Annotated in this window: 27 protein-coding genes and 1 tRNA gene; 14 read left to right on the top strand and 14 right to left on the bottom strand. The window is 50.7% G+C overall.

What is annotated here, in order from left to right:
- Nucleotides 1–2: 2 nt before the first annotated feature.
- The 9 genes from LZ24_RS04850 to ligA all read left to right on the top strand — a co-directional run bounded on the left by LZ24_RS04850 (nt 3) and on the right by ligA (nt 10,595).
- Nucleotides 3–977, top strand: a complete 975-nt coding sequence (locus tag LZ24_RS04850; protein WP_144682927.1) for a peptidylprolyl isomerase — start codon at nt 3–5, stop codon at nt 975–977.
- A 22-nt stretch (nt 978–999) separates the two neighbouring features.
- Entirely contained in the window at nt 1,000–1,716 is a 717-nt protein-coding gene (locus LZ24_RS04845) for a helix-turn-helix domain-containing protein (protein WP_144682925.1), read from the top strand.
- 128 nt (nt 1,717–1,844) lie between these two features.
- On the top strand, nt 1,845–3,197 hold the full coding sequence (gene mgtE / locus LZ24_RS04840; RefSeq protein ID WP_144682923.1) for a magnesium transporter: 1,353 nt from the start codon (nt 1,845–1,847) through the stop codon (nt 3,195–3,197).
- Nucleotides 3,198–3,215: 18 nt separating this feature from the next.
- Nucleotides 3,216–4,028: a DNA repair protein RecO gene (recO, locus tag LZ24_RS04835; RefSeq protein WP_186442936.1), complete on the top strand. Its 813-nt coding sequence runs from the start codon at nt 3,216–3,218 to the stop codon at nt 4,026–4,028.
- 57 nt (nt 4,029–4,085) lie between these two features.
- Nucleotides 4,086–5,126: a GHMP family kinase ATP-binding protein gene (locus tag LZ24_RS04830; RefSeq protein WP_186442935.1), complete on the top strand. Its 1,041-nt coding sequence runs from the start codon at nt 4,086–4,088 to the stop codon at nt 5,124–5,126.
- A 92-nt stretch (nt 5,127–5,218) separates the two neighbouring features.
- Complete coding sequence (glyQ, locus tag LZ24_RS04825) at nt 5,219–6,088, top strand: glycine--tRNA ligase subunit alpha (protein WP_144682917.1); 870 nt, start codon at nt 5,219–5,221, stop codon at nt 6,086–6,088.
- 60 nt (nt 6,089–6,148) lie between these two features.
- Nucleotides 6,149–8,221, top strand: a complete 2,073-nt coding sequence (glyS, locus tag LZ24_RS04820; RefSeq protein WP_186442934.1) for a glycine--tRNA ligase subunit beta — start codon at nt 6,149–6,151, stop codon at nt 8,219–8,221.
- Nucleotides 8,222–8,264: 43 nt separating this feature from the next.
- Nucleotides 8,265–8,528: a hypothetical protein gene (locus LZ24_RS04815; RefSeq protein WP_144682913.1), complete on the top strand. Its 264-nt coding sequence runs from the start codon at nt 8,265–8,267 to the stop codon at nt 8,526–8,528.
- Between the two features lie 27 nt (nt 8,529–8,555).
- A complete protein-coding gene (gene ligA / locus LZ24_RS04810) occupies nt 8,556–10,595 on the top strand; it encodes an NAD-dependent DNA ligase LigA (protein WP_144682911.1) in 2,040 nt (679 codons plus the stop codon).
- A gap of 102 nt (nt 10,596–10,697) precedes the next feature.
- Here the strand turns inward: ligA and LZ24_RS04805 are convergent, their stop codons facing one another.
- Together LZ24_RS04805 and tadA are read right to left on the bottom strand one after the other, a co-directional pair.
- Nucleotides 10,698–11,984 (bottom strand): adenylosuccinate synthase, encoded by a 1,287-nt coding sequence (locus LZ24_RS04805; protein ID WP_144682909.1) that lies wholly within the window; start codon nt 11,982–11,984, stop codon nt 10,698–10,700.
- A gap of 112 nt (nt 11,985–12,096) precedes the next feature.
- Nucleotides 12,097–12,579 carry a tRNA adenosine(34) deaminase TadA gene (gene tadA, locus LZ24_RS04800; RefSeq protein WP_144682907.1) on the bottom strand — a complete coding sequence of 161 codons (483 nt, stop codon included), beginning with the start codon at nt 12,577–12,579 and terminating at the stop codon, nt 12,097–12,099.
- A 73-nt stretch (nt 12,580–12,652) separates the two neighbouring features.
- Between tadA and LZ24_RS04795 the strand changes: the two genes are divergently transcribed.
- Nucleotides 12,653–12,729, top strand: a tRNA-Arg gene (locus LZ24_RS04795).
- 644 nt (nt 12,730–13,373) lie between these two features.
- On the opposite strand, the gene LZ24_RS04790 is transcribed toward LZ24_RS04795, so the two are convergent.
- The 6 genes from LZ24_RS04790 to LZ24_RS04770 form a co-directional block, all read right to left on the bottom strand.
- Nucleotides 13,374–15,827: a hypothetical protein gene (locus LZ24_RS04790; RefSeq protein ID WP_144682905.1), complete on the bottom strand. Its 2,454-nt coding sequence runs from the start codon at nt 15,825–15,827 to the stop codon at nt 13,374–13,376.
- 230 nt (nt 15,828–16,057) lie between these two features.
- A complete protein-coding gene (locus tag LZ24_RS04785; RefSeq protein WP_144682903.1) occupies nt 16,058–16,318 on the bottom strand; it encodes a hypothetical protein in 261 nt (86 codons plus the stop codon).
- The gene (locus tag LZ24_RS04780) at nt 16,305–16,616 is read right to left on the bottom strand and encodes a hypothetical protein (RefSeq protein WP_144682901.1); all 312 of its coding nucleotides are present in this window, start codon (nt 16,614–16,616) and stop codon (nt 16,305–16,307) included. Before LZ24_RS04780 ends, LZ24_RS04785 begins: the two co-directional genes overlap by 14 nt.
- A gap of 390 nt (nt 16,617–17,006) precedes the next feature.
- Nucleotides 17,007–17,192, bottom strand: a complete 186-nt coding sequence (locus LZ24_RS17525) for a hypothetical protein (protein ID WP_222427533.1) — start codon at nt 17,190–17,192, stop codon at nt 17,007–17,009.
- Between the two features lie 19 nt (nt 17,193–17,211).
- Complete coding sequence (locus tag LZ24_RS04775) at nt 17,212–17,619, bottom strand: hypothetical protein (RefSeq protein WP_144682899.1); 408 nt, start codon at nt 17,617–17,619, stop codon at nt 17,212–17,214.
- 611 nt (nt 17,620–18,230) lie between these two features.
- Nucleotides 18,231–18,872: a tyrosine-type recombinase/integrase gene (locus LZ24_RS04770; RefSeq protein WP_281282270.1), complete on the bottom strand. Its 642-nt coding sequence runs from the start codon at nt 18,870–18,872 to the stop codon at nt 18,231–18,233.
- A 204-nt stretch (nt 18,873–19,076) separates the two neighbouring features.
- Between LZ24_RS04770 and LZ24_RS04765 the strand changes: the two genes are divergently transcribed.
- The gene (locus tag LZ24_RS04765) at nt 19,077–19,361 is read left to right on the top strand and encodes a hypothetical protein (protein WP_144682895.1); all 285 of its coding nucleotides are present in this window, start codon (nt 19,077–19,079) and stop codon (nt 19,359–19,361) included.
- A gap of 61 nt (nt 19,362–19,422) precedes the next feature.
- Entirely contained in the window at nt 19,423–19,623 is a 201-nt protein-coding gene (locus tag LZ24_RS04760) for a hypothetical protein (protein WP_144682893.1), read from the top strand.
- Nucleotides 19,624–19,670: 47 nt separating this feature from the next.
- On the opposite strand, the gene LZ24_RS04755 is transcribed toward LZ24_RS04760, so the two are convergent.
- Nucleotides 19,671–20,303 (bottom strand): recombinase family protein, encoded by a 633-nt coding sequence (locus tag LZ24_RS04755; RefSeq protein WP_144682891.1) that lies wholly within the window; start codon nt 20,301–20,303, stop codon nt 19,671–19,673.
- A 256-nt stretch (nt 20,304–20,559) separates the two neighbouring features.
- Here LZ24_RS04755 and LZ24_RS18035 point away from each other — a divergent pair, with 256 nt between their 5' ends.
- The gene (locus LZ24_RS18035) at nt 20,560–20,736 is read left to right on the top strand and encodes a type II toxin-antitoxin system HicA family toxin (RefSeq protein ID WP_144682890.1); all 177 of its coding nucleotides are present in this window, start codon (nt 20,560–20,562) and stop codon (nt 20,734–20,736) included.
- A gap of 11 nt (nt 20,737–20,747) precedes the next feature.
- Nucleotides 20,748–21,146 carry a type II toxin-antitoxin system HicB family antitoxin gene (locus LZ24_RS04745; RefSeq protein ID WP_144682888.1) on the top strand — a complete coding sequence of 133 codons (399 nt, stop codon included), beginning with the start codon at nt 20,748–20,750 and terminating at the stop codon, nt 21,144–21,146.
- A 47-nt stretch (nt 21,147–21,193) separates the two neighbouring features.
- On the opposite strand, the gene LZ24_RS17145 is transcribed toward LZ24_RS04745, so the two are convergent.
- From LZ24_RS17145 to LZ24_RS04725, 5 genes are all read right to left on the bottom strand, one after another.
- The gene (locus LZ24_RS17145) at nt 21,194–21,355 is read right to left on the bottom strand and encodes a hypothetical protein (RefSeq protein ID WP_186442933.1); all 162 of its coding nucleotides are present in this window, start codon (nt 21,353–21,355) and stop codon (nt 21,194–21,196) included.
- Nucleotides 21,339–22,571, bottom strand: a complete 1,233-nt coding sequence (locus LZ24_RS04740; RefSeq protein WP_144682885.1) for a tyrosine-type recombinase/integrase — start codon at nt 22,569–22,571, stop codon at nt 21,339–21,341. The genes LZ24_RS17145 and LZ24_RS04740 overlap by 17 nt, the downstream gene beginning before the upstream one ends.
- An 898-nt stretch (nt 22,572–23,469) precedes the next feature.
- Complete coding sequence (locus LZ24_RS04735; protein ID WP_144682883.1) at nt 23,470–24,762, bottom strand: TRAP transporter large permease; 1,293 nt, start codon at nt 24,760–24,762, stop codon at nt 23,470–23,472.
- Nucleotides 24,759–25,256, bottom strand: coding sequence for a TRAP transporter small permease (locus LZ24_RS04730; protein WP_144682881.1), 498 nt, complete (start codon nt 25,254–25,256; stop codon nt 24,759–24,761). Before LZ24_RS04730 ends, LZ24_RS04735 begins: the two co-directional genes overlap by 4 nt.
- A complete protein-coding gene (locus LZ24_RS04725; protein WP_144682879.1) occupies nt 25,253–26,323 on the bottom strand; it encodes a TRAP transporter substrate-binding protein in 1,071 nt (356 codons plus the stop codon). Before LZ24_RS04725 ends, LZ24_RS04730 begins: the two co-directional genes overlap by 4 nt.
- Between the last annotated feature and the right edge of the window lie 4 nt (nt 26,324–26,327).

Below are 26,327 nucleotides of genomic sequence, written 5' to 3'. Positions count from 1 at the left end.
TTATGATAAAGCACTCTGGAAAAATTATTGTTTTTTTGTTGTTATGCTGTCTCATCCCTTCTGTTTTTGCACAGAAAATTGTGGACAGGATTCTGGTTCTGGTGAATGATCGCATCATTACCAAGGTGGCCTTTGAAGAGGCCTTTTTTCCCGTACGGGAAAGGATTGAAGCTGCTGGTTACGGTCCGGAAGAAACTGCTGCCCTCATTGAACGCTACCGTTCAGAGATGCTGAATCAGATGATTGATCAGACTATCACGGATATTGCCGTGGAAGAGATGGGCATTGAGATTTCGGAGAAGGAAGTGGATGAGGCCGTTGAGCAGTTTCGTCTTTCCAACGATCTTTCTGAAGAAGCCTTTGAAAGGGCCCTTGCAGCCGAAGGTATGACGCTTGATCAGTACAGGACACAGGTCCGGGATCAGATGCTGCGTTCCCGCCTTGTCAATTTTCAGGTGCGTTCACGGATTGTCATTACCAGAGAACAGGTTGAAGCCTATTACAACAAGAATGCCAGAGACTTCGGAGCTGTCGAACGTTATCGCCTTGCCCATATTCTTCTTCCCTTTCCTTCGGGCATGACAGCGGAACAGGAAAAGGCGCTCCAGGTAAGGGCGGAAAGTATCGTGCAACGCCTCAGGTCCGGCAAAAATTTTGCTGAACTGGCGGCGGAAGAAAGCCGTTCCCTCATTGCCGGTCCCGACGGAGAGCTTGGGTGGTTTGATGCGGAATCTCTGTCTCCTGTCATTCGTGAAGCCACTGTTATTCTTGAAGAAGGTGAGGTATCCAGGCCCGTGCGAACCCCTCAGGGTATTCAGATTTTCAGATTATTGGAAAAGGGGATGCAGGACCCAAGGCCTCTGGATGAGGTGTTTGATGAAATAGAAAGTAAACTCTATGACCGAGAGGTGAACAGGAGATTCCAGACCTGGGTCACAGAATTGCGGGAAAAAGTCCACGTCCGGATACTGGACTGACTTCTGAAGGGATAGGCAAGCTATGGGAGAAGAATCCCTGGGAAGGGAAGAGAGTTTCGGCACCTACCTTCAGAATGGACGCCTCAGATCCGGGCTTTTTCTGCATGATCTGGAAGCGGCACTCTGTGTGGGCAGGGAAACGCTGAGGCTTCTGGAAGAAGAGGATCATGCCGCACTTCCTGAACCAGTTTTTGTCAGGGGTTTTGTTCGTAACTATGCCATGGAAGTGGGACTGAATTCGGATCATGCTGCGTTTTTATACAAGGAATCCCGTAAGCAATGGGACGCCGAGGCCGAAGAAGCAAGGAGGCGGGCTGTAAGAAGACAACGAATCCGCCGCTGGCTGCGTGGCAGTTTCTTTTTTGTTTTTCTGGTTTTTCTGATGAGCTGGATGGGCATATGGTTTGCTGGGTTTATTTCCGGTGAAGAAGAGGAAAGGGATGGGGTTCTCATGTCAGTTGTTGCATCAACCCCTGACTTTGATTCCCTTGAAAAAGCTGAAATAAGCGGTTATCATCTTGAAATTATGGCAATTGAGTCTACATGGTTGAGAGTCATTGTTGATGATCAGGAATCCCTTTCTTTTTCTGTGGAGCCGGGAGATATCCTTGAATTTGATGCGGAAAAAGCGTATAATATCCTAATTGGAAGTGCCACAGGGGTACGGCTGCGCCTGAACGGAAAGGCCATGTCCCTTTCCGGCGCAGGCGGGCAGGCGGTGAATCTGCACATCCCGTAAACAAGCCTGCCCCGTAAGCTGATTTTTTCGACCCGCCGATATCCCGGCTGCATCCTACCCCAAGGGCAGTTGCGGCATCGAACGGGTCGTTTTGCGTTCTGGCGAGAGGCCGGGAGACCGGGAGAATTATGTTTCATGACCGTCATACCATCCTTGTGGAGAGTATCAAGCGCCTTTTACGGCGCAATGCCCTTCCCCATCTGAAAAAAATTGTCCGGAAGACCCATGCGGCGGATCTGGCAGATGTTTTCCGTCAGATCGGTCTTGCCGAGCAGAAGCGGCTTTTTAGCCTGATGAATGATGTGGAGCAGCAGGGGCTTTTACTCTCGGAGCTGGAAGAAAGCATTTTTCTGGAGTTTATCCGTGAAATGTCCGTGGATGACATTGTGCGCATCCTCGATGAAATGCCCAATGACGATGTTGCTGACCTCATTGGCCTGATGCCGCCGGAAACGGGAACGGCTGTTTTGGAAAAAATGGAGAAGGAAGGTTCCGAAGAGGTGGAGGGCCTTCTGCGTTACAGTGATGATACGGCCGGTGGTATCATGACGCCTGATTTTGTGGCGCTTTCCCAGGATGATACGGCAAAGGAAGCCATTGAGTCCTTGCAGAAAGAACACCGGGATGTGGAGATGCCCTTTTATCTCTACGTGGTGGATGACCTGAAACGCCTTGTGGGTGTCATATCCCTGCGTCAGCTGGTGGTGGTCAAGCCGGAAACCCGTCTTAGGGATATCATGAACCCGGAGCTGGTTTCCGTGCAGACCTCCATGGATCAGGAGGAAGTGGCAAAAATTGTTGCCCGCTATGACATTCTCGCCGTACCCGTTGTGGATGAAACAGGGGTTCTGGAAGGTATTGTCACCGTGGATGACGTTATTGACATTTTCCGTATGGAAGCTACGGAAGATATACTGAAAATGGCCGGTGTGGGAGAGATGTTCGTGGAAACCCAGACCATTCTGGGGGGCATCCGCATCCGCCTGCCTTGGCTTTTTGCCTCCTGCCTCGGCGGTATTCTGGCCTTTTATGTCATTTCCGGTTTTGAGGATACCCTTGCCAAATATGCCTACCTTGCGGCATTTATGCCCGTTATTGCAGGGATGGGTGGTAACGTAGGTACTCAGTCTTCTACCATTGTGGTCCGGGGTCTTGCCACGGGCAGACTGTCTTTGGGGGATTTTTGGAAGGTAATCGGCAAGGAGCTTCTGGTGGGATTGTTTCTGGGTATTGTTTATGGAACACTGATTGGTCTTGTGGCAGAACTCCAGTACAGTATTTTCATGCTGAATATTGTTGTTGCCCTTGCCATGATTTCTTCCATGACCATAGCCGCCTCCATGGGTGCCCTTGTACCCATGGGTCTTGCACGAATGAAAATTGATCCGGCTGTGGCAACGGGGCCCTTTGTGACGACCAGTACGGATGTGATTACGGCTTTTCTTTATTTTACCATTGCCACAAAGCTGCTGAATATGTAATCCATGGAGTACTGTCCTGTGACCCCTGAGAAATCTGCCATTGTCATGCGCCATGTGGAGTATGGTGATTATGATGTGATTCTGACGCTCTTTTCCCGTTCAAAGGGAAAGATTTCTGTCATTGCCAAAAATGCACGTAAAAGCAGACGGCGCTTTTCAGGCAGGCTGGAGCTTTTTTCCGTTTTGCATCCGGACTGCAGCCAGCCAAAAGCCGGTGGCATCCCCGTACTGCGGGAAGTGGATCTTCTGGAGCCTTTTGAAAATCTGCGTTCGGATTTCATCCGCATGGGCTATGCCGCTTACTGGTGTGAAATCCTGTGCTTTTGGCTGGAAGAAGGGGCAGCCCAGCCGGAGGTCTATGATCTTCTTGAAACCATGCTCCGGGAGCTGCATATTGGGAAGGTAAGACCTGAAATTTTAAGCCTTTTGCTTCAGCTCCGCTTTCTGACCCTTGCGGGACTGGCACCCGGACTTGACACCTGCGGCGGATGCGGGGCAGCACTGGTTGAGGTAAGGGCCGGTCGTATCCGTTTTGATTATGGCAGGAGTCACATTCTCTGCGGCACCTGTTCTCCTCTGGCAAAGGTCTCTGCCATGGCTCCGGGTACGGTGAAAACCCTTTGCTGGCTTCAGAGGAGGAAATATCAGGGCGCAGGAAGGATGCAGTTTTCAGGCGATGCCGCCCGGGAGGGGCTTTTTTTTCTGGAGTCCTTTCTTTCCTTTCATATGGGAAGGGATTTTCGTTCCCTTAAGTTTCTGCGCAGTGTACGAAGCTCAGGGACATTGGCGGCGCAAACCCTTTCTTTTCCTGTTCGCCGCTTAAAAGCCTGAGCTAATCATCTGTACTTCAAAAATGACTGCGTGGAGTGTAAACCAAAGGGGGTGGGATTGGATTACTGGATACCAGAAAAAGAAATTTTGGCCTCTGCACCCTGCCGCATAGATTTTGGGGGAACGCTGGATCTGCCTCTGTTTTATTACAGCCTGGGGCCAGCTTTGGCCTGCACACTGAATATTGCCCTCAATCTCAGGACCACGGTAAAGATAAAACCCTATAAAAAAGGAAGGGTCCGTGTTGTTTCAAGGGGATTCTCCTTTGCAGAATTTCCCTGTGGCAGGGCACCCTACAGACATCCGCTGGGTCTGGTTTTTGCCATCCTTGATGCCTTCGGGGCAAGGGATATCTTTGTGGAAATCCATTCCGCATCTCCGCCCAGAAGTGCCCTTGGTGGATCTTCCGTTATGGCCGTGGCACTGATTGCCCTGCTCATGAAGATAAAAGGGAAAAATGCCGGGGTGAATAAAAAAGATGTGGTTATTCTGGCAAAAAACATGGAGTCTGCCGTGGCTGGTGTTCCCTGCGGTATGCAGGATCATCTGGCTGCGGCCTTTGGCGGGATGAATCTCTGGCACTGGGATGGTGGCAACCTGAAACAGCCCTGGAAACAGTCTCCCCTGATGGCGGGTAAGGAAAACGGAAACCTTTCTTCCCGTATGCTGGTGGCCTACGGGGGGGAACCCCATGATTCTTTAGATGTGAACGGACGCTGGGTGCAGGGATTTGCCGAAGGTAAAACCCGGATGGAATGGGAAGACATTGCCATGCTTACCCGGCGTTTTGGTGAAGCGCTGGCGGCAATGGATCTGGAGACAGCCATTGCCTGCATGGAGGAGGAGCTTGCCATCCGTTTACGCCTGACTCCGGATGTACTGGACCCTGCGGGTATGCGCCTTGCCTCGGCAGCGGGCAACCTTGGCTGTGGTGTCCGTTTTGCCGGTGCCGGAGGAGGGGGATGTATCTGGGCGCTGGGGCCTGAGGATAAGATAGACGTTTTAAGAAACCACTGGCAGCGGCTGATGGAAACCATGCCCGGTGCCTTTATTCTGGATGCCGTTCCTGAAAAGGACGGTGTGCTGTTTGATGTCTGAGGGCGGGAATCGCGCCTGATCAGAAAATGTTTTGTACAGTTCTTCTTTTAAGGATATTTTAAAAACCCTTTAAGCTGATAAGGATGAAGGATATGCGGTTTCAGGATCTTATTTTTACCCTGCAGAAATTCTGGGCAGACAGGGGATGTGTTCAGGCCCAGCCCTATGACCTTGAGGTGGGTGCAGGCACCTTTCATCCCACCACCCTGCTCAAAGCCCTTGGACCGGAACCCTGGAGTGTTGCCTATGCCCAGCCCTGCCGCAGACCCACGGACGGCCGGTACGGGGAAAACCCCAACCGCATGCAGCACTACTATCAGTTTCAGGTCATTATAAAACCCTCTCCGCCGGATGTGCAGGATATGTATCTGGAGAGCCTTAAGGCCATTGGCGTGGACCCTCTGGCCCATGATATCCGCTTTGTGGAAGATGACTGGGAGTCGCCCACCCTTGGTGCTTCGGGGCTGGGCTGGGAAGTCTGGCTGGATGGGATGGAAATTACCCAGTTTACCTATTTTCAGATGACCGGATCCATAGAGGTGAAGCCCGTGAGCGTGGAGCTGACCTACGGGCTGGAACGCATTGCCATGTATCTGCAGGGTGTGGACAGTGTATATGACCTCAAGTGGAATGATACGGTGACCTACGGGGATATCTTCCATCAGCAGGAAGTGGAGCAGAGCCGCTACAACTTTGAAGAAGCCAATGTTCCCCTGCTTTTTGACCTTTTTGCAAAGTATGAATCCGAAGCAAAGCGGCTCATTGAAAAGGATCTGGTGCTGCCCGCCTATGAGTTTGGTCTGAAATGTTCCCATACCTTCAACCTTCTGGATGCAAGGGGAGCCATCAGTGTGACGGAAAGAACCGGGTATATTGCAAGAATCAGAAATATTGCCAGAGCCTGTTCCGAAGCCTATCTGCTCCAGCGGGAAGCCATGGGCTTTCCCCTTCTGAAAAAATAAGCCGGATATTTACACCATGTACATCCGGGGGGAATGCCCCGTAGCCATAAGGACACCATTATGACAAGTCTTCTTTTTGAAATTGGAACCGAAGAAATACCGGCAGGATACATTGACCCTGCCATTGCGGCCCTTGCCGTATTTCTGAAAAAAGAGCTGACCGCAGCCCGTGTTGACTTTGGAGAGGTCACGAGCTTTGCCACCCCAAGGCGGCTTTGTGTGCGCATTGCGGATGTGGCTGCCATGCAGCGGCCCGAAACCACGGAGCTGATGGGACCACCGGAAAAGGCTGCCTTTGATGCGGAAGGCAAGCCCGGCATACCTGCTGTGAAATTTGCGGAAAAGGCCGGAATCCCCTTAGAAGAGATTGAAATCCGGGAAACCCCCAAGGGCCGCTATCTTTTTGCAAAGGTTGAAGAAAAGGTACTGCCTGTGGCGGAGCTTCTCTGCCATATGCTGCCTGCGGCGGTCCGTGCCCTGACCTTTCCCAAGACCATGCGCTGGGCAGATACGGAGCTGGCCTTTGCAAGGCCCATCCAGCGGTTTGTTGCCCTTTTTGGTGAGGCCCTCATTCCCTTTGAAGTGGAGGGTATTGTTTCTGACCGCCTGAGCAGCGGCCACCGTTTCCATCATCCTGAGCCCGTAAGTATTCAAACCCCTGAGCAGTATGAAGGTCTTCTGAAGGATGCCGGTGTCATTGCCGATGTTCAGGAGAGAAAAGCCGCCGTGGCCCGTTCCGTTGAGGAAGTGGCAAAAAGCTCCGGCGGCAGGGTGCTTGCGGATGAAGAGCTGTTAAACATTGTCACCCACCTTGTGGAAGCGCCCTATCCTGTCATGGGCAGTTTTGATCCGGCCTTTCTGGAAGTACCCAGAGAAGTCCTCATCACATCCATGAGGGAACATCAGAAATATTTTGCCGTTGAAGATGAAAAGGGAAATCTTCTGCCCCTTTTCATTGCCGTTAACAATACCTCCCCCAAGGATATGGATCTGGTACGTCAGGGTCATCAGCGGGTACTGAGGGCACGGCTTTCCGATGCCAGATTTTTCTGGGAAACGGATAAGAAAGCCACCTTTGACCAGTGGAATGAAAAGCTGGATCAGGTACTTTTTCAGGCAAAGCTTGGCACCATGGGGGAGAAGGTGGCAAGAATCCGGAGCCTTTGTGCCGGCATGGGTACGGGCCTCGGGCTGGATGGGGACATGATGGCGGATCTGGACCGGGCAGCCAGCCTCTGCAAGGCGGACCTTGCTTCCCAGATGGTTTATGAATTTCCTGAGGTCCAGGGCATCATGGGCAGAGCCTATGCCCTTTTCCATGGAGAAAAGGAGCGGGTGGCCCTTGCCATTGAAGATCATTACAAGCCCCTTGGCAGCGGTGGAAAGCTTCCGGAGGATCTCTGCGGCATTGTGCTGTCCATGGCGGATAAGCTGGATACCCTCTGCGGCTGTTTTGCCGTGGGCCTGAGGCCCACAGGTGCGGCAGATCCCTTTGCCCTGCGCCGGGCAACCCTTGGGATTCTTCAGATGCTTCTGGACAGAAATTTAGGCCTCTCCCTTCGGGATCTGGTGTCCCTTGCCCTGAAAACCCTTGGGGATAAGAAGAGCGAAGATGGCGATGAAACGGTGCAGGCGGTCTGTGACTTTATGGTGACCCGCCTTGCCAACCTGCTGGCGGAAAAAGGACTTTCAAGGGAAAGCATTGCCGCTGTTATTGCCGTTGAAAGCAACCATGTGCCCGAGGTGCTGCGCCGGGTGGAAGCTCTGGACCGCATCAAGGATCAGCCGGATTTTCTCGCCCTTGCCGGTGCCTTTAAAAGGGCTTCCAATCTTTTGAAAAAAGCCGGGGATGTAAAACCGGCAGTGGATGCATCCCTGTTTGTGGAACCGGCGGAAAAAGCCCTGTATGAAGCCTTTGAACTTTGTGTCCAGACCGTTGACGGGCATATGGCATCCTCTGATCTGGATGCTGCCCTTGCAAGCATTGCCACCCTGCGTCAGCCCGTGGATGCTTTTTTTGATGCGGTGATGGTCATGGCGGAGGATGAAGGGGTAAAGAACAACCGCTTGGGGCTTTTGGCTTCCATTGCGGCCCTCTTTGGAAGAATTGCGGATTTTTCACGGCTGGCTTAGCAGAAACAATATATATCGACTGAAGACAGATAAGGAGGCAGGAATGGCTGGTGGTTTTGATCCATCAAAGGATAAGGTTTTACAATCATGGAGAAGTGAGGAAACGGGCCTTGTGGTGGCCATTCACAGCTATGACGGCGGTGAGGCCAAGCTGCAGATCGGGCCGAGAATGCTGAAAAAAAAGGATGGCTCAGACAGAGCGCCGGTGAAGGCGGGCAGGCTGACCATCGAGGATGTGCAGTGGATCTATGATAACATTGATGACATCAAAGATGGTCTGGAAGAGCATAACAACCCCATGGATTGATGCGCAGCAGGGAAGGGCAGGGGATTCATGGAAAAACCCGTGGAAGAAAATGAAGGGCAGTGCAGCGAAAAGGAAAGGCAGCGGGCGGCCCTTCTCCGGAAGGATCTTTCCCGGCACAGCTACCGCTATTACGTGCTGGATGATCCGGAAATTACCGATGCCGCCTATGATGCCCTTTTCCGGGAGCTTCAGGAACTGGAAAAGCGTTTTCCCGAACTGAAAACACAGGATTCTCCCACCTTGAAGGTGGGAGGGCCGCCGCTTTCGGGTTTTCCTCCGGTTTTCCATCGTCTTCCCATGCTCAGCCTTGAAAATGCCTTTGATGAGGGGGAGTTTTCTGCCTTTTTGCAGCGCATCCGGAAAAGCGTGGCAGGGGAGCTGGTTTTTTCCGTAGAGCCCAAGTTTGATGGCATTGCCGTTTCCCTGCGCTATGAAAAGGGTGTTCTTACGGAGGCGGCCACACGGGGCGATGGCCTTGTGGGTGAAGGTGTCACGGAAAATGTGAGAACCATTGCCAACCTTCCCCTGCGCCTGAGGGTGGAAGATCCGCCTGCGGTGCTGGAAGTGAGGGGCGAGGTACTCATGGACCGCAAAGGCTTTAAAGCCCTGAATCTAATTCGGGAAAAAGCCGGAGAAGCGCCCTTTGCCAACCCAAGAAATGCGGCTTCCGGCTCCCTGCGCCAGCTGGATTCCCGCATTACGGCCACACGGCCTTTACGCTTTTTTGCCCATGGTATGGGAGAGGTGGAAGGCCTTTTTCTTTCTTCCATGGCAGAATTGTTTGCCTTTCTCAGAACTGCTGGTTTTGCCCTGAGTCCTCTGGCACAGAGCGGTGTGCCTCCTGAAAAAATTCCGCAGATTTATGGGGAAATGGTGCAGCAAAGGGAGGCTCTCGACTACGAGGTGGATGGTATGGTGATCAAGGTGGAAGATTTTGATCTACAGACCCGCCTCGGTATGACATCCCGCACGCCAAGGTGGGCGCTGGCATGGAAGTTTCCTGCCATGGAAGCCCGTACCCGGCTTGAAAGGATAGAGGTGCAGGTGGGGCGCACCGGCGTTCTCACACCCGTAGCCATTCTCACACCTGTGGAAGTGGGTGGGGTGACGGTGAGCCGGGCCACACTGCACAACATGGATGAAATCCTTCGCAAGGATATCCGCATCGGAGATCAGGTTTTTATTCAGCGGGCAGGGGATGTTATCCCTAAGGTTGTGAAGGTCATTGAGCACCTGAGGGATGGTTCGGAAATAATTTTTCAGATGCCGGATCACTGTCCCGTATGTGGCAGCCTCTTGGTGCAGGAGGAGGGGGAGGTGGCTGTGCGCTGCGTATCCGCCACCTGTCCTGCCCAGCTTAAGGAAAAAATCCGCCATTTTGCTTCCAAGTCTGCTCTGGATATGGATGGCATGGGTGAAAAGCTTGTAAACCAGCTTGTGGACCGGGGGCTTGTAAAGGGCTTTTCAGATCTTTTTTATCTGGATGTGCCGGCCCTTGCTGCCATGGATCGCATGGGTGAAAAATCCGCAGCAAATCTTGTGAAGACCATCCATGACCGGAAAAAAATCCCTTTTTATCGCCTGCTGTACGGTCTGGGCATCCGCCATGTGGGGGTTCACACGGCAAAAATTCTTGGCCGTCACTTCCCTGGTTTTGAAAAGCTGATGGCGGCTGATGGAGAAAGCCTGGCTTCCGTGGAAGGCATTGGTCCTGTACTCGCAGACTCCATTCGGGATTATTTTCTCCGTCCGGAAAACAGGCAAGCCCTGCAAGCTCTTTTTGATGCAGGGCTTGAAGTGGAAGCGGTGGAGGAAAAGATCGGCGGGTACCGGCCCCTTGATGGGAAAACCTTTGTCATAACAGGGGTGCTTCCTGTGCTTTCCAGAAAAGAGGCCCAGGATCTCATTGCCGCAGCAGGCGGCAGGGTAACGGGCAGTGTCAGTGCTAAAACCCATTATGTGGTGGCAGGGGAAAAGGCGGGAAGCAAGTATGAAAAAGCCCTCTCCCTGAATGTTCCCATTCTGGATGAAGAGGGCTTAAAAAAGCTTTTGGCATCAGATATGTGATTGTTTGAAGCATTCACAGGGGCAGGCCTTTAAGCCTGCCCGCATTAAAGCTCGCACCATAATCTGACCAGCAAGCTGTGGCTGAGTCCGGTAGACATCAGGTTATTTTATGGGACGCTGTATAATCGTTTCTTCCCGTCCGGGGCCTACGGAAATAATATTGATGGGCACACCGGCAAGGGCTTCAACCCGTTCAAGGTATTTTTTTGCATTTTCAGGCAGCCCTTCATACTCCTTCACCTTTGAGATGTCTTCTTTCCATCCCGGCAGGGTTTCGTACACGGGCACACAGCGGTCCAGCTCCTTGAGGGCCGTGGGAACGTGGCTGATGGTCTTGCCGTCCAGGGAATAGCCTGTGCATATTTTCAGTTCAGGCAGCTCTCCCAGTACGTCCAGCTTGGTGATCACAAGCCCCGTCAGGGCGTTGAGGCGGGCCGCATTGTTGAGGATGACCATGTCCAGCCATCCGCAGCGCCTTGTCCGTCCTGTGGTGGCACCGAATTCCGCCCCTTTTTTCTGAATAAACTGTCCTGTTTCATCCAGAAGCTCCGTGGGAAAAGGTCCGGCACCGACGCGGGTGGTATAGGCTTTGACAATCCCCAGAATATCCGTGATGCGGCCCGGTCCCACACCGGAACCGGCACAGGCGTTGCCGGAGACGGTATTGGAGGAGGTCACAAAGGGATAGGTTCCGTGGTCAATGTCCAGATGGGTGCCCTGGGCACCTTCAAAGAGTACGAAGCGTCCCTGCTCCATGGTCTGATCCAGCTCCACGGATACGTTGGCGATGTAGGGCGCAAGGCGACGGGCATAGTCCGTATATTCCTTATGGATGGCTTCTTCGGAAAGTCCCTCTGCGTCAAAGAAGTTTACCAGCATGTGGTTTTTTTCCTTCATGTTGACGCTTAAACGCTCTGCAAAAACTTCAGGGTCCAGAAGTTCCACAAAGCGGATACCCCGGCGTGAGGCTTTGTCTTCGTAGCAGGGACCGATACCCCGTCCGGTGGTTCCGATTTTTCTTTTACCGTCGTTTGCTTCACGGGCATTGTCCAGGGCCTTGTGATAGGGGAAAATCACATGGGCTTTTTCACTGATGCGCAGGTTGTGGGGACCGATATCAACACCTTTTCCTGCCAGATAATCCATTTCTTCCAGCAGTACGGCAGGATCTACCACCACACCATTGCCGATGTAGCAGGTTTTTCCCTGAAGAATACCGGAAGGTACCAGATGACTGATAAATTTTTCTCCGGCCACCACCATGGTGTGTCCTGCATTGTTGCCGCCCTGAAAGCGGACAACACTGTCTGCGTGCTCCGAGAGAAGGTCCACAATTTTTCCCTTGCCTTCATCTCCCCACTGGGTTCCCACAATTACGATATTGCCCACGTTTGACTCCTTATTTTTTTTCCGGAAAAGATCCAGAAAAAAACCGGAATGCCGGTGAAGCGTTTCCGGTCGAAGAGGGTTTTTACCTGTATGTTTCAACGAAAAAACAGGGTTACGCCTGCTGTTTTTTTCTTTCCTTGGCAAGGGCTCTTTTTTCACGGAAAAAAAGCTGGATCATTTCCCTGCAGGGCTGCTCCAGTACACCGCCCTTTACATCCAGCCGGTGATTCAGGCGGATGTCATTTGAAAAATCATAAAGGGAGCCCGCAGCACCCCATTTCATATCCGCCGCACCATAAACAAGCCGTGCTATGCGTGCATGGACGATGGCCCCCATGCACATGATGCAGGGTTCCATGGTGACATATAATGTAGTATCCGGCAGTCTGTAATTTCCCATGCATTCCGCAGCCTTTCGGAGAGCAAGGATTTCCGCATGGGCTGTCGGGTCACAATTACCGATGGTCCGGTTCCAGGCGGTGGCCAGCACCGTACCTGTTTTTTGAACAATCACTGCACCTATCGGAACTTCATCCATTTGTCCAGCCTTTTTAGCAGCATCCAGGGCAAGCTGCATGTAGTATTCATCTTCCATAAAAAAAATTGTATACGCAGATTTTATGTTTGACAAGCTGCAAAGCTTACTCTATAAGTCGTCTCAGTTTTGAGCGCCCGTAGCTCAGCTGGATAGAGTACCGGACTACGAATCCGTAGGTCGCACGTTCGAATCGTGCCGGGCGCGCCATAAAAATCAAGGGTTTACAGCATATAGCTGTAAGCCTTTTTTGTTTTATGGAAAATGGAACACCAAAAGAACACCAAAAAATAAAGCTTGGTGTTCCGGGTTCCTGGGTGAAGGGACGCTGGCAAAACGATTTTCAGGAAGATGTGCCGTGTCTTCATCTCCTCCAAAAAAGTCATTCCGGGGAGCGGTCGCAGAACCTGCACACAGAACCTGCAAGGCATTATTTTGTATATTTATAAAAAACAAGGCTTTACATAAAACCAGAAATTACCATGCAGGTTCTATAAAAAAGAAAGAAATCAGAACCTGCACCTTTTTTGCTATATAAACAAAACCTTATGCCGTTTTGCAGGTTCTGCGGGTTCTGGAAGGGGGACTCAGCCCTTATATACATGTGTGTGTGTGTGTGCGTTAATCGTGTTTTTTTATTTCCGTGCGATAGGTTGTTTTTTAGAACCTGCAGAACCTGCAAAACACAATAATATATTGATTTATAAGAAAAAAGCTTGAAGGTTCTGTTCTTTTTATTTTTTGCAGAACCTGCACCTAAAATATAAATATCTGATTTTTTAAACAAAAAAATGCAGGTTCTAAAACGGCACTTTCACCGCCAGAACCTGCACTTGTATTTTTAGGGTTTCAAATCAAGTGAACGCTATTGCCAGCCCTTCAATTTCCGTTACTTCCGGTAAAACTTCTGGGATTGTCCGCTTGTCCGTTCTGCATACGCCCCACAAGACAGTCTTGCTCCGGTCCCGGCCCACTTCCTTCAGCACCAGCCCTCCCATGACCCGGTCCTTTCTGGCCGAAAAAAGATTCCCCAAGCTTCGTGCGTTCTGCACGGGCTTTCCCATGGCTTCTTCGAAAGCTTCCATAAAAGCCCTGTCTGATCCGATGCCCTCCCACAGATTCCGGCACACAAAGGGCTTCCCGCCACATTCTTTGGCCTGATAATCGGCGATCCTCTCAAGAACCTCTTCCCAAGCGTTCTTGTCCGGTGCCTGGGACGCACTTGTGTAAAAGGCTCCTAACACATCAATCCCGGTCACACCAAAGACCACCTGCCGCACAAGGGCATCCCACATGGGATACGCACTGAATTTTTTGGGTGTCAGCGTCTTCCCGTTTTTCAAGATGTGGTCCTTCACAAGTGAAAACACATCACACAGAATGCTCATCCGCTGGATCTTTATTTCTTTCACGGGATCAAAGTCAAAATCCCGCTCCGCTGGCCGTTCCGTTTTTGGATCAATCCGGCACACCATCACACGGCGCACTGCCATGTCGCCTTTAAGTCGAATATTGTTTCCTGTCAGGCAAAACAGGCTTTTGTTTTTCACCGTCCGTGTCCGGCTGGCACCCAAGATCCGATCCGTTATACAGGGGGCTGTGAATACGCTATTCAGCGTGGGGCTACCAAAGCCCCCCTCGATATTGTCAAAAGCAATGCACCGCCTCCCCTCCAAAAGCAGGGCGAAGACTCGTTTTCCCATCTCATCATCGGGGGCAGATCCCGGAATCAGCCCCGCAATGTCGCCTTCAATAAAAACGCCCAAACAACTCGCCAACAGGGTTTTTCCGCTGGCCGGGCAGGGCGCATCGAAAGCAAAGGCGGGTTTTGTGTCCAGGGCAGGGAGCATGGCACCAGAAATCATGCCCGCCAGCAGCACCGCCTTGTCTCGCTCGCCGCAAAAGGGAAAGCCCCTGAAAGGACGCATGATGCGTTCATACGCAGCCTGCACCTCAGCCCCGCTAAGTCGGCCCACATGCTCCGGCATCTTCGGCCATGCCTCGCCGTCAAAGTCCAAAAAAAGCCTTGTGTCGGGGTCGTATCCCGGCCTCTCCCGCACCCTGCCATCCGGCAACAGGACAGGGGCATTGTTGATTCCTTCGAGTCTTGGCAGGTCGGATTCATGCGCCACGGCCAAGATTTGCCGTAAAAATGGAGCAGGGGGATCAATGCGTTCACGTTTTTTTTTCGCTGACCGGAAAAAATAAATGTTTTTGCTGAGAAAATTTTGCAAATAGCTTTCGGTGACAACCCGTGCCTTTGCTCCGGCACCGCTGGAAAAGTCTATTGTGCAAAGCTCCCCAGCGGGGTTCAAATAAAGCCCGAAGTTCTTTTCAGTCAGAATTTTTAAGGTTGATGACACAGCCTCAGCCATTTGTCCCGGCAATATCTCAACTTCCGCAGCCTGTCCAATCAGCCGGAAACTTCGCCCCCCATGGGCGAAGCTGTGCAATGTGGCAGGCCCGTCAGACAAAAAAAGTTTGCCGCAGGTTTTCCCCCCTTGGTAGTCTGGTTCATGGGGGTCTTTTGTTTGCATTCCGTCAAACTTTTCCGGCTCCGCCAGCACTTCTCGAATTGTTACCCCCCGCCCGTTGTCCAGTATCAAAACATGGTGTGCAAGCAAGGCATCCCCATCCACAGCTTGAGTTTCAGACTTGCCCACACCCCAAACTTTTTTTTGTGTGCGCCTGTCCAGTTCAAGGCTTTGCCGCAGGGCTCCTTTTATGGATTCAAGCTGTTTCAATTCGGAACTTGTGAGATCTGGCAATGCTTGCCTTGTATTGAGCGGACCACCTTCAAGCACCAAAGGGGCAGGCCGATTCTGACGTATACCGTCACGACAATACGCCCCGGCCACAAAATCCAGACGCTCCGGCTGCCAAACTGACGCATCCACAAGGGATCTTTCAAGGAGGCTTCCAGACTTTGAAATCTCTATCCGCCCGTGTCCCGCAAGCCACAAGCGGTCAAAAAGCACCTGTCCGGCCCTGGGAATGTCGTTTGCATCCTCAACAAGCACCCAAACCCTTTGCCCCTTGGCTCCGGTGTATGGGGCACCATCCGGCAGGGCAATGTAGGAACTTGCACTGTACCACTGCACAAGCCCGGCCTCGCTCATGCCCGGCACAACCCCGAACAGGCTTTCCCGCAAGGTGTCCTGAGACAAGGCCCCTTGGCTTTCTGGGGGATCGTAGTCCATCATCATCAGCCCGCCACCCTCCGGCCACTGGAAGTTAGCAGCACACCGGGTAATCGTTCCTTCAGGGCAGCCTGCTTTTTCAAAGAGCTTTTTTGAAAGCACAGGCATTTCCACTTTCCCGGCAATCCGGGGTAAACCATAGCTCACTGCTTGATTGTGCTTCAGACTTGGAAGCCATCGGGCAAAATCTGTAAGGCTCCCGAATCTAACAACCGCAGCGACCCCCCTCGACAGGTTTCCCCCCGGTTCTTTGCTGAGCTGTCCGTCTCGAAATCCATACCCCTTTGTCAAAACCTTCGGGGATTGGGCAGAAAACAGGGTTACGGGAAAATCACCCATTACGCACCCCCTTCCTTTGTGCGGTCGGCCAACCACTGAATCAGGGATTCCTTCTCTACGGCCAACAGTCGCCCGATGCGGAAGGTTTCAGGCCCGGCACAGGCAGCTTTTCCGGTGATTAAATTCCGAAAATAAGCTCTTTTGTAGGGGAAGCCGGACAACATGCCCCGGTCTGCATCTTTGCAAAGGATCAGCTCCGGCCAGTTTTTGGCCGCTTTTCTCCAAAATTCCAGAGCTTCAAATTTTTCAGGTGTTCGCATGGTGGCACCCCCCCGCAAAGATTCCCGAAAAATCAGGGATCATATGCGGGGCAGGGCTTTTTCGTGAGGGAATGCTACGCTTGAAAATCGATCTGGGGGTGTTTGGCGGGGCTTCCAAAGTTTTTAAAAAAAAGTTTTCGGAAATTTCGCTAAGCAGGGCTTCGTTGCAAGCCTCTACCTCAAAGTCTGGGAGGGGGTGAATTTCTAAAAATTTGTGTGTTTGGGAGGGCTTGCGCAGGGTTTCTTCGACCGACTCATCCCACCCAATAGAAATGCTTTGTAAAACATTCTCCAACATAAATAACGTTCTCCGTTTTTTTTCAAACGGGAAAAAAACTTGCTATATCAATAAATCTTGATATATTATTTTTTATGCAAAAGTATTTTTCCCTTATGTGCCAAGCTCCCTTTGCGGAAGGGGGGCTTGGCTGCTTCATGCCTAAAAAAAACTGATGCGGTGAGCATCATTTTTAAAAACTTTTCAATGCTTGCCGAGACTGTTTTGTCTGTCAACGGGATTTTTTTTGCCTTTGTTTTTGGTAATACCAATTAAGAAACAAAGCTGCATGTTTGGAGTATTTTTGACTAAAGGAGCATAACAATTTCGACTTTTTTTTGAAAAAAAAATGCCCGGACAGAAGGTTTCACAGAAAATCCCCCCCTTGAACGGGCATGGCCGGACACGTTTTCAGGGTGCTTGTGTACTTCCGGCCCAGATTTCAAGAAGGGCCTTTCCAGCGTAGGTGTCTCCGCCTTTCGCCGCCTTAATCATCGCCCTGGTAACAGCATCAACTTCCTTTTCCAACTCCCGCAAGATCCGGCTGCGCCGGGAGGCAGGAGCCGGAAGTCGCCCCACTCGTTCTTTTATGCACATATATAAAATCCTTTCATTTTCAAGATTTTAGAGAAACAGAAATCCCATGGTTATCTGGATCATGCCCACCAGGGATGATGCACTTGCTCCTCCTCAAATTTTTTTTTTCAATGGCATCCAGCACGCTCAAAGCCGCACCTCGAAGGGCATCGACATCATCGGCCCATGGCTCAGAAATGATCTCCATGGACAACCCCTGCCTGATCCGGCTCAAGATGTTTTTGGAAACGGCCTCCACAAAATCTTCGGTTGCGGGATAGGTTGCCGCCGTAGGGAAGCCTAAAAGCATATCCCGCAATGCTTCCGCAGGTGTCACCTTCATGTACATGGCGGGGGCATCTTTTCCGCAAACTTTTTTGTAATGCTCTGGCAGTCCGTGTGCATCCAAAGAATCCAAAAACTGTCCTTCATCCTGATAATCAAACATAAAAACCCTCCTTTTATTGTGTAAAAACAAAAGGTCGGGCCTGTCTGGTCCTCATCCCTTTTAATTGGTAGCTTGGTTCTCCACCGAACCGCCGTCCAGCGGGAACCGGTTCAAATCCAGATCATCTCGGCATGGAGCCGCCAAAAGAGATCCCGGAGAAATGTTTCTGAAACCTCGCCATTCCCCACACTAAAAACTTCAATACCCTGCTGCATAAAAAACCTCCCTTTGGATAAAAAAAAGGGCCGATGCGGAATATCCCCTATGGATACTCACATCGGCCCTTATGGTGCTCGTATGCGCTATGATGTATCGACCACCCAAAGAAGATGGCCTATGTTGTGGTGATGTTAATTGCTTTTTTATATCATGTCAAATGCCGAACAAGGAATCCGTACTTTTTAATGCTTTTGAATTGCCTGTCCCGCCCTCCGGCATCAGCCCACCTTTTTCACTCTCCCCGCTGCCTCTCGCTGCGCACCTTGGAAGCACCTTGATATAAGCGGTTCCCCCGCTGATTTGCCGGAATTGCGCAATACCATGCGCAAGGGATACAAGCAGGAGTACACTACTATGCCCTGTCCCTGAAAAATCCCCCCGACACCCAGAACTCAGAATTCATATTCATAAAGTTTGGCAATTTCTTGTGGTTGAATGCCCAGGTATTTCAAGGTCAAGGCTTCGGAGCTGTGGCCATACCATTGGCAAAGGACCGGCAGACTAAAGCCAGCCAACCGCCGATGATATCCGGCACTTTTCCGCAAGGAATGGCTTCCATAGTTCAGCTCATTCAGACCAACGGCCCTACACCAGCCTGTTATCAATCTGCACAACCAGCTTGTACTCATGCGCCCACGCTGCCCGCTGAAAAGCGGGGTATCGTCTGAGGCATCTGGCCTTTCCGATAAAAATTCGTCCAAAAGTTTTCGGATATGGTTGTTTATGGTGATGCGCCGCTCCTTCCGGGTTTTCTTCTCCGTGACGGAAAAAGACTGGCCTGCTTCAATGCCCCTGACATCGCCCACATCCAACGCCAACAGATCCCCCCCTCGCAGTCCCCAAGATAGGCCGCATTCAAACAAGGCAAGGTCTCGCCTCGATTTCTTCTTGCGAAGCATGGCCCGGATCTCCTCAATTTTTGCCGGATCAGTTATCGGGTGAACAAATTTAGATCCCTTCCCGTTTATCTTCAATTTTTGCCTCCACAAGTAAAAATGTTTTCTGTGTTTCTGGTCTTCTCGATCCCCATTCACTCCCTAAAACTCGAACTCCCCCACTATTTTACGACCAGTTTTCTTTTCTGGCAAATATTTTTTCCGGAAATCAAAAATATTTTTAATTCAAAGGGCTTGAAGCTTCTCAGGAGCAAAAAAAAGGAGAAAACGAAGGTATCCGGCCAGACCTCAAAAAATATCACCCAGAAAGCCTGTTTGTGAGCTTTCAGGATATTATCTTTTATGGGAGCATACGGAGAAAAAGCCGGGGATCTACCCTTTCCTTCATGTCAAGCAGGAGGGGCGTTTATAAAACGGAAAAAAGGCTTGCAGATCCTGCGGAAAAATGCCAGTTTCATACTGCCATGGAAAAAGACCATGGTCGGGATTACCACCCCGCAGTTAAGCGCATGTGCGCCCATGTCAGAAATGAATGCTGGTGCATTTTTTATGGTTTCGTTCATTCTTTTTATGGCGGGGCTGTGTGGGCCTTTTTCGGAAGGGCCGGTCGCTTACCGGTTGTGGTAACTCGCACAGTCCCGCCGCCCTTTTTGGTGGTGGGGGAAACAATCCATCAGGAGGGCAAGGCATGAAAACAAAAAAAATCTTTGTAGACTACACCCATCCGGGAGACCTGGTTTCTCAGGCACAAAGCATTATCACGCTGATTGAAGCCCGTGCCGAAACAAAGCAAGACTGGATTGACAGTTACACCGACATTCAGGCCGCTTTTTCAACCATAAAAACGCTCCTTGAACTGAGCGAGTCGGCCATGATGCACCCCGAATGATTCCCAATACCGGGCAGACCTTCGGGCCTGCCCGTGAATATAATCCGCTAAACCCCTCTTACCGCCTTTGATATGGTTCTGCGGCTACACCCAAGTAGCCCTTCAATCTCAGAATAAGACAAACCCCGCTCCCGCAATACAAGGATCTGATTCCGCTTTTGTTCATCCTTCTTGCGCCCTGCGTACTTCCCCTGCTCCTTCGCCTTAGCAATACCTTCCTTCTGCCTTCTCCGGCGATCATCGAAGTCTTTTCTGGCAACCGCCGCCAAAACATCCAGCATCATCCCCGTTATGGCTGCCATGATGCGTTGCTGAAAATCATCCTCCGCAACAGAATCCTTTTTCTCCAGCACCGGGAAGGTGAAGGGCAGATCCAGCGCACACAGACGAATCCCTTTTCCCTCAATGATGGCCCGGAGCTTCTCCCATTCCGCAGATTTAAGCCTTGTGAGGCGGTCCACCTGTTCAAGAAGAAGGACATCTCCTTCCTGCATGAATGACAAGGCCCTCATCAATTCCGGCCTGTCCAGAGTTGCGCCCGAAGCATTTTCCACAAAATACCCTGAAATGGATGCCCCTTGCTCATGGCAAAAGGTATCCAGCATTGTTTTTGCTCTGGTTGCGTCCTGATCCGCTGTCGATGCCCGAAGATATGCAAACACCCGGCTCCCGTTCCCCATGATTCCCCCTTATTGTCTGGTTTATTTAGATCATGGTTTACATATACGGTTTACCTGATGCGGTGTCAAGGAAAAAGTAAACTTGTTTTTTATGGGATTTTTCCATGTGCAGCAATGGGCTTTTTTTGGTGTTCAAAGGGTATACTCAAAATAAACCATTTCCCACTGAAAAGACTTTTTGTGTAAAAACACAAAAATGATTTGATTTTTTACTTTTACGCCCTTATCATTTTTTAAAGAAAGGATTCTGGCACCCATGAAGAAAAGTGAACTGGTAAGACTCTTAAAAAAGGCAGGGTTCCAGCAAGAGCAAGGCGGCGTTCATGAAATCTGGACAAAGGAGGGTTTCCCCAGAATCCCAATCCCCAGAAATCCACGGGATATACCAAAGGGGACAGCGGAAAAGATCCTTAAAGCCGCTGGCATAAAATAGAAGGAGGCCACATGCAATACTATTATGCAGTTTTTGAAGTAGGCGAAGAAGGATTTACGGAAGTCTATTTCCCGGACATCCCCGGATGTGTCACCTTTGGAAAGGATTGGGATGAAGCTTTCAGGATGGCCACGGATGCCCTGGCTGCTTCCTTGGCTGGCCTGGACAAAAAACCCACGGCATCCCCAAGGGAAAATATCCTGTCCCAGACAAACGGGGGAGATGTTGTCCCGGTGATCTTGGATAGTAGGATAATGCGCTCCTATGAAAAATCGGTGCGGGTCAATGTCAGTATTCCCGAAAGCCTCTTGCGTGAAATTGACACTTTCAGGGGCAAGCATGGGAAAACCCGATCAGGTCTGCTTGCTGAAGCCATATCAACCTACTTGGAAGAAAACGCACAGGCTTAACCACGCTTACCCCCATGGAGCAGGTGTGGTCATGCTTACTTCCGGCCTTACAGCCAGCCCATCTTCTTCATGTATGCCTCGCCTGTCTTGAGCTTTTCCTTCGCCTCTGCCAGCAATTCCGCAAGCTCCCTCTCTTTATCCTTCGCCTTTGCCAATAGGGAATCAGGCTCTTGCTCTCGTGCTTTTTTCTCTTCATCGGATACTGCCATCGTGCCTCCTTATTTTTTCAATATTCACAACATTCGAGTATTCATCTTCCATGGCCTTCCCCAGACCTTGAACGGCACTCCTTAGGGTATTTTCGCCCAGATGGGCATACCGTGCAGTCATTTTAAAATCTGAATGCCCAAGGAGTTCCTTCACGGTGTAAAGGTCTGTCCCGTTCATTACAAGCCACGAAGCGTGTGTATGACGGAGGGTGTGAAACACCACTTTCGCTTTGGGGTCTGTGACACCTTCGTTAAAACCCAAGGCATTAACGGCCCGGTTGAAAGTGTCGGATACCTGTTTTATTTCAACCCCATTCCTACCGGGAAAAACTAAGCTGCCTGGCTCTGTGTCCGCAGAGTTCCGGCTTTGCAGCATTTCTTTTACCTGCGGGGTCATGTATGCCATCCTGTCCTTCCCGCTCTTGGTTTGTTTCAGCAGCAATATTTCATTTTTCAAATCGACACATTCCCATGTAAGGGAAAAAATTTCTCCTGCTCTCATGCCCGTATGCAGGGCCAAAAGGCATTGTTGGTAAACATCAACACTCCTGCGTTTTATTTCCTCCAGAAGCAAGGCTGCTTCTTCATGGGAAAGAAACCTTGTTCGCCTGTTGTCCTCGGAAGGTATTTTTACCTTTCCCACGGGATTGTCTCCATTGAAGAGGCTGTGTCTTTTGGCGTGATTGAACACCTGTCTGGTAACGGCCAAGGCGTATTGAATTGTCCGCTGTGCTTTCCCTTCTGATCTCATGTTGCTTTTTATTTTTTCCAGATGCAGGGGGACTATTTCTGAAATGGGCTTATCCCCAAGAACTGGTTTTATCCAAAGAGCGTAAAGGTTTTCTTCCCTTAATGTGGAGGCTTCACCCCGGTCTGCCTTGGCTTGCGGAAGGTAATTTTTTTCCCATACCTCCCCAAAGGTAATGGCTTTTCGCTCCTGTTCGGTTCGCTTATCCAGAGCTTTTTTTCTGCGGTCCTTAAGTGTTATTTCTCCCTCACCTGTTCTTCTGGCCTGTTTGAGCTTTGCCACCTCAAGGAGACATGCTTCTTCCGTCCATCCTTCGGAAAGCCAACCAAAAGATTCCTGAACTCGTATCCCGTTCTCCATGAGTCTGTATTGATAAAAGCGATCCCGCCTTACTCCGTGTTTCCGGGTTTCGTGTTCTCGATACCGTAACCCTTTATGCTTTGTTGTGAACCATTTGAATTGGGCCATAAGCTCTCCTTATCTCTGAAAACAGAACACCAAAAGAACACCAATGGAACACCAAAAGAACACCAAAAATTCCATGATTGCAAGTTTGAAAAAATCCTGTCTTGTGAAGGAGTTTAGAGCAAAAGATCTTTAAAAACAAGGATTTTTGATCGGTCAAATTGAAAGAAATTGAAAAAAATGAAGGTTGTTGTTTTTAGACTACGAATCCGTAGGTCGCACGTTCGAATCGTGCCGGGCGCGCCATAAAAATCAAGGGCTTACAGCATAAAGCTGTAAGCCTTTTTTGTTTTCTGGTAATTATTCAGCACAGTTTATTCTGAACTGCCCATACTGTAATTGCAGCAGCTTTGTACTATTGCAAGGCTCCGTGGCTATTTGCAAGTGACGGCACTCAAGCCATAAATCCAAAGCCTGCGAGAAAAGCAATAGACTTTTACAGGCTTGAGTGCCGGAGTGCTAATAAGAAGCGGCAAACTGTCTGACCCGCCACAAAGGCAGCGTACTAAGGCCTGCCATGGTAATCAAAAAGCTTATCCTGCCTGTGGCGGGGAGTTTTTGCCGCTTCCGCACAGGGCAAGAAGCTCCCGAATCCGGCACTCAAGATCCATAGGCATTTCTACTCCCGTAAAGGGGCTTGCGTTTTTTAGCTTGAGTGCCGGATTGCGTCACGGGCAAATAGCCTGGGGCCTATGCATCTGTCTTGCAGGTATGGTACTTGGAAAACGGTGCTGAAAAGTTACGTTTTCTGGAAAAATGGAACACCAAAAAAAAAAGCATTGGCGTTCCGGGTTCCTGGACAAAAGAGCCGTTCAAGTGATCCGTCAGAAAGGTGTGCCATAGACAGACAAATCAATCAGGAATCAAGGTTTATAATAAATCGTTTCGATTATAATGTTCATCAGGAATGATATCCGAAGAATCTGGGGAGCAGAAGCACCAGCGTAGGAAAGTAGGTGAGAAGCAGGAGCACCAGAATCTGTATAATGAGAAAAGGCATGACGGCCTTTGACATGAACAGGAGATTTCTGCCGGCCACGGATCCTGCAATGAACAGGCTGACACCCACAGGGGGTGTGCAGTAGCCCAGGGCCAGATTGACCGTCATAATGAGACCAAAATGCATGGGGTCAATGCCGTAATGGGCGATGATGGGCAAAAGGACCGGCCCGAGGATGAGGGTGGCCGAAATGATATCCATGAACATGCCCACAAAAAGAAGCAGAATATTCAGAAGAAGCAGAAGTACCTCGGGGGAGCTGATACCAGCAAGCACGGCTTCCGTGATACGTCCCGGTATATTCTGCAAGGTCATGTAGCGTCCAAAAACCGTTGCACCCGCCACAATAATCAGCAGTGCGGCGGAAGTGACGGCCGAATCCACAACCACATCCTTCAGACGCTTCATATTCATGGCCTTATGGATGAAGACCTCCACAAAAATGGCATAGGCGGAAGCCACCACAGCGGCTTCGTTGGCCGTGAAAACACCTGAAAAAATCCCACCGAAAATAATCACTGGCAGAAGCAGCGCCCAGATGCCATCCTTTAAAGATGCCAGCATTTCAGATGTATCGAGGCTTGTAGTATGCAGATCTTTATTGTTACGGAAAATCCAGGCCGTATACAAACAGGTGGCCGCAGTGATGAGGATGCCCGGCAGAAAACCCGTGAGAAAAAGCCCTTCCAGGGAAACATTGCTGATCATGCTGTAAAGGATCATGCCGATACTTGGCGGGATAATCACACCAAGGTTAGGTGCTGTGGTCATGACACCTGCACTGTAGCTGTCAGGATACCCATGGGCCTTGAGGGCAGGAATCATGAAACCGCCGATGGCCACCACCGTGGCAACGGTGGAGCCGGAAATGGCACCGAAAAAAGCACAGGCAAGAATTCCTGCCATCCCCAGCCCTCCGGGGAGAAAACCCACAAAAGCCTGGGCGATTCGGATGAGTTTTTCTACAATTTTTCCGGAGGTCATGACGTTGCCACAAAGGATGAAAAAAAGAACCACCACCAGGGCAAAATTATCAAGACTCCGGAGAAGGGTCTGGAAAACCAGAAGGACCGGCATGTCCGTGAAGAGCAGAAAGCCTGCGAGGGCTGCAAAAATGAGGCAGATGAATACGGGGATATAGGCGGCCATGGCGCCCAGAAGTATCAGGAGAAGAATGAAATCCGGTGAACTCATGTATTTTTCTGTTCCATGCTTTCAAGGCCCTCATCCTGCCATAACCACCACATCTGCTCTCCGGCCCGGATGATCATAAGAAGACCGGAGAAGGGGAGGATGGCATAGAGTATCCAGAGGGGCATATTCCATATGATGGTGGATTGTCCGGTCCTGAACATCATCATCATGAGTTCACCGCCAAAACGGATCATGAGCAGGGCAAAAAAGACAACTGCCGCAAGACTGATCATGGCCAGAAGGCGTTTCAGCCTTGGAAAAATCTGGGCAAGGGCATCCACCCGTATCAGCCTGTCTTTTCGTATGGCAACGGACAGACCCACAAAGCTTGTGTATATAATGGTATTGCGTACCAGCTCGTCGGCTCCTGCGAAGGTGACATGGAAGCCGTAGCGCAGAATCACAGAGATGAGCAGCCCCGCAAGGGCCGCCATAACGGCGGCAAAAAGGGTCCACTCTTCCAGAAGATCAAGGAAGCGACCAAACCTTTTCATGGTGCAAATTCCAGATACCTCTGTACCTCAAGGAGGTAATCAGCGGGGCGGTAGTCATCATGGCGGTAAAGGCGGTTGATTTCCCTTTTATAGCGGTCATGGACTTTTACGGAACGGGATCTCATCTCTGCCATATCCTTTTCGGGCAGTCTGTGAAACTTTATGCCCGCATCCTTTGCCCTCCGGATCTGTTCGTTTTCCTGGGATTCGGCTTCTTTCCTGATTTCAGAGGCCACTTCTTTTACCGTTTCTTCAAAAAGCTTTCTCAGATCTTCGGGAAGACTGTTCAGCCATGCGGTGTTGAAGATCCATATGAAAAGGCCCTGGGCATAACCGACCTCGGTAAAATGATTTGCTACTTCAAACTTTCTGGTGATATTACAGACCGTAGGAGTGTGGTCCAGGGCATTGATGACACCCTGTCTCAGGGCGACGGGTACATCGGGCCAGGGCATGACAACGGGCCTGAGCCCCCATTCACGGTAGATCAGCTGGTTGACCGCAGCCTCAGCAATGCGGAATCTGGCGTTTCTCGCCTCTGCAAGGGTGGTGATGGGCTCCACGCTGGCCCATCCGTAGGTGCCATAGGCTGTGATATCAAGACCGGTAATTCCCTGATGCTCCATGGCTTTCAGAAAGTGGTCAAAAAGGGGACCGGAATTTACAAACTGATCAAGTTTTTCAAAGGAATCCACAAGAAAGGGAAGATTCACAACACCAAAACGGGGGCCGAGGTTGGTTGCGGCAACGGAGCTGACGCCCATACCCTGTATGGCACCCATTTGAAGGAGATTAAGAACCTCCACCTCACCGCCGAGCATGGAGAGGGGTTTGAAATCCACATAAATCTGGCCGCCACTTTTTTCCCAGATCCGGTCCCGGAGAACAAAGCCTGCGGAAACCCCCTTGATCACCGGATGGGACACATTGGATACAATACAGCGGAAGGGCGCACCCGAAGGGTCGAAATCCGGGTTAAAGGCATCCAGTGCACTGTTGGCTGAGGCTGCATGACCCATGGAGAGCATGGCAACGGCTGTGAGAATCCCTTTCAAAATCCGGGGCATGGCC

It is taken from the genome of Desulfobotulus alkaliphilus (assembly GCF_007830435.1).
GTDB lineage: Bacteria > Desulfobacterota > Desulfobacteria > Desulfobacterales > ASO4-4 > Desulfobotulus > Desulfobotulus alkaliphilus.
Note: the sequence above shows the minus strand (reverse complement) of the source record. Positions and strands in the feature narration are given on the sequence as shown.

Bases quoted from the DNA above. Each gene is read 5' to 3' on its own strand.
- LZ24_RS04765 (WP_144682895.1), top strand. From the start codon at position 19,077: ATGGGAGCATACGGAGAAAAAGCCGGGGATCTACCCTTTCCTTCATGT.
- glyQ (WP_144682917.1), top strand. From the start codon at position 5,219: ATGCGGTTTCAGGATCTTATTTTTACCCTGCAGAAATTCTGGGCAGAC.
- LZ24_RS04775 (WP_144682899.1), bottom strand. From the start codon at position 17,619: ATGTTTGATTATCAGGATGAAGGACAGTTTTTGGATTCTTTGGATGCA.
- mgtE (WP_144682923.1), top strand. From the start codon at position 1,845: ATGTTTCATGACCGTCATACCATCCTTGTGGAGAGTATCAAGCGCCTT.
- LZ24_RS04845 (WP_144682925.1), top strand. From the start codon at position 1,000: ATGGGAGAAGAATCCCTGGGAAGGGAAGAGAGTTTCGGCACCTACCTT.
- LZ24_RS04730 (WP_144682881.1), bottom strand. From the start codon at position 25,256: ATGAAAAGGTTTGGTCGCTTCCTTGATCTTCTGGAAGAGTGGACCCTT.
- LZ24_RS04780 (WP_144682901.1), bottom strand. From the start codon at position 16,616: ATGTTGGAGAATGTTTTACAAAGCATTTCTATTGGGTGGGATGAGTCG.
- LZ24_RS18035 (WP_144682890.1), top strand. From the start codon at position 20,560: ATGAAGAAAAGTGAACTGGTAAGACTCTTAAAAAAGGCAGGGTTCCAG.
- glyS (WP_186442934.1), top strand. From the start codon at position 6,149: ATGACAAGTCTTCTTTTTGAAATTGGAACCGAAGAAATACCGGCAGGA.
- LZ24_RS04725 (WP_144682879.1), bottom strand. From the start codon at position 26,323: ATGCCCCGGATTTTGAAAGGGATTCTCACAGCCGTTGCCATGCTCTCC.
- LZ24_RS04790 (WP_144682905.1), bottom strand. From the start codon at position 15,827: ATGCCTGTGCTTTCAAAAAAGCTCTTTGAAAAAGCAGGCTGCCCTGAA.
- LZ24_RS04745 (WP_144682888.1), top strand. From the start codon at position 20,748: ATGCAATACTATTATGCAGTTTTTGAAGTAGGCGAAGAAGGATTTACG.
- LZ24_RS04740 (WP_144682885.1), bottom strand. From the start codon at position 22,571: ATGGCCCAATTCAAATGGTTCACAACAAAGCATAAAGGGTTACGGTAT.
- LZ24_RS04735 (WP_144682883.1), bottom strand. From the start codon at position 24,762: ATGAGTTCACCGGATTTCATTCTTCTCCTGATACTTCTGGGCGCCATG.
- tadA (WP_144682907.1), bottom strand. From the start codon at position 12,579: ATGGAAGATGAATACTACATGCAGCTTGCCCTGGATGCTGCTAAAAAG.
- LZ24_RS17145 (WP_186442933.1), bottom strand. From the start codon at position 21,355: ATGGCAGTATCCGATGAAGAGAAAAAAGCACGAGAGCAAGAGCCTGAT.
- ligA (WP_144682911.1), top strand. From the start codon at position 8,556: ATGGAAAAACCCGTGGAAGAAAATGAAGGGCAGTGCAGCGAAAAGGAA.
- LZ24_RS04785 (WP_144682903.1), bottom strand. From the start codon at position 16,318: ATGCGAACACCTGAAAAATTTGAAGCTCTGGAATTTTGGAGAAAAGCG.
- LZ24_RS04760 (WP_144682893.1), top strand. From the start codon at position 19,423: ATGAAAACAAAAAAAATCTTTGTAGACTACACCCATCCGGGAGACCTG.
- LZ24_RS04850 (WP_144682927.1), top strand. From the start codon at position 3: ATGATAAAGCACTCTGGAAAAATTATTGTTTTTTTGTTGTTATGCTGT.
- LZ24_RS17525 (WP_222427533.1), bottom strand. From the start codon at position 17,192: ATGTGCATAAAAGAACGAGTGGGGCGACTTCCGGCTCCTGCCTCCCGG.
- LZ24_RS04755 (WP_144682891.1), bottom strand. From the start codon at position 20,303: ATGGGGAACGGGAGCCGGGTGTTTGCATATCTTCGGGCATCGACAGCG.
- LZ24_RS04815 (WP_144682913.1), top strand. From the start codon at position 8,265: ATGGCTGGTGGTTTTGATCCATCAAAGGATAAGGTTTTACAATCATGG.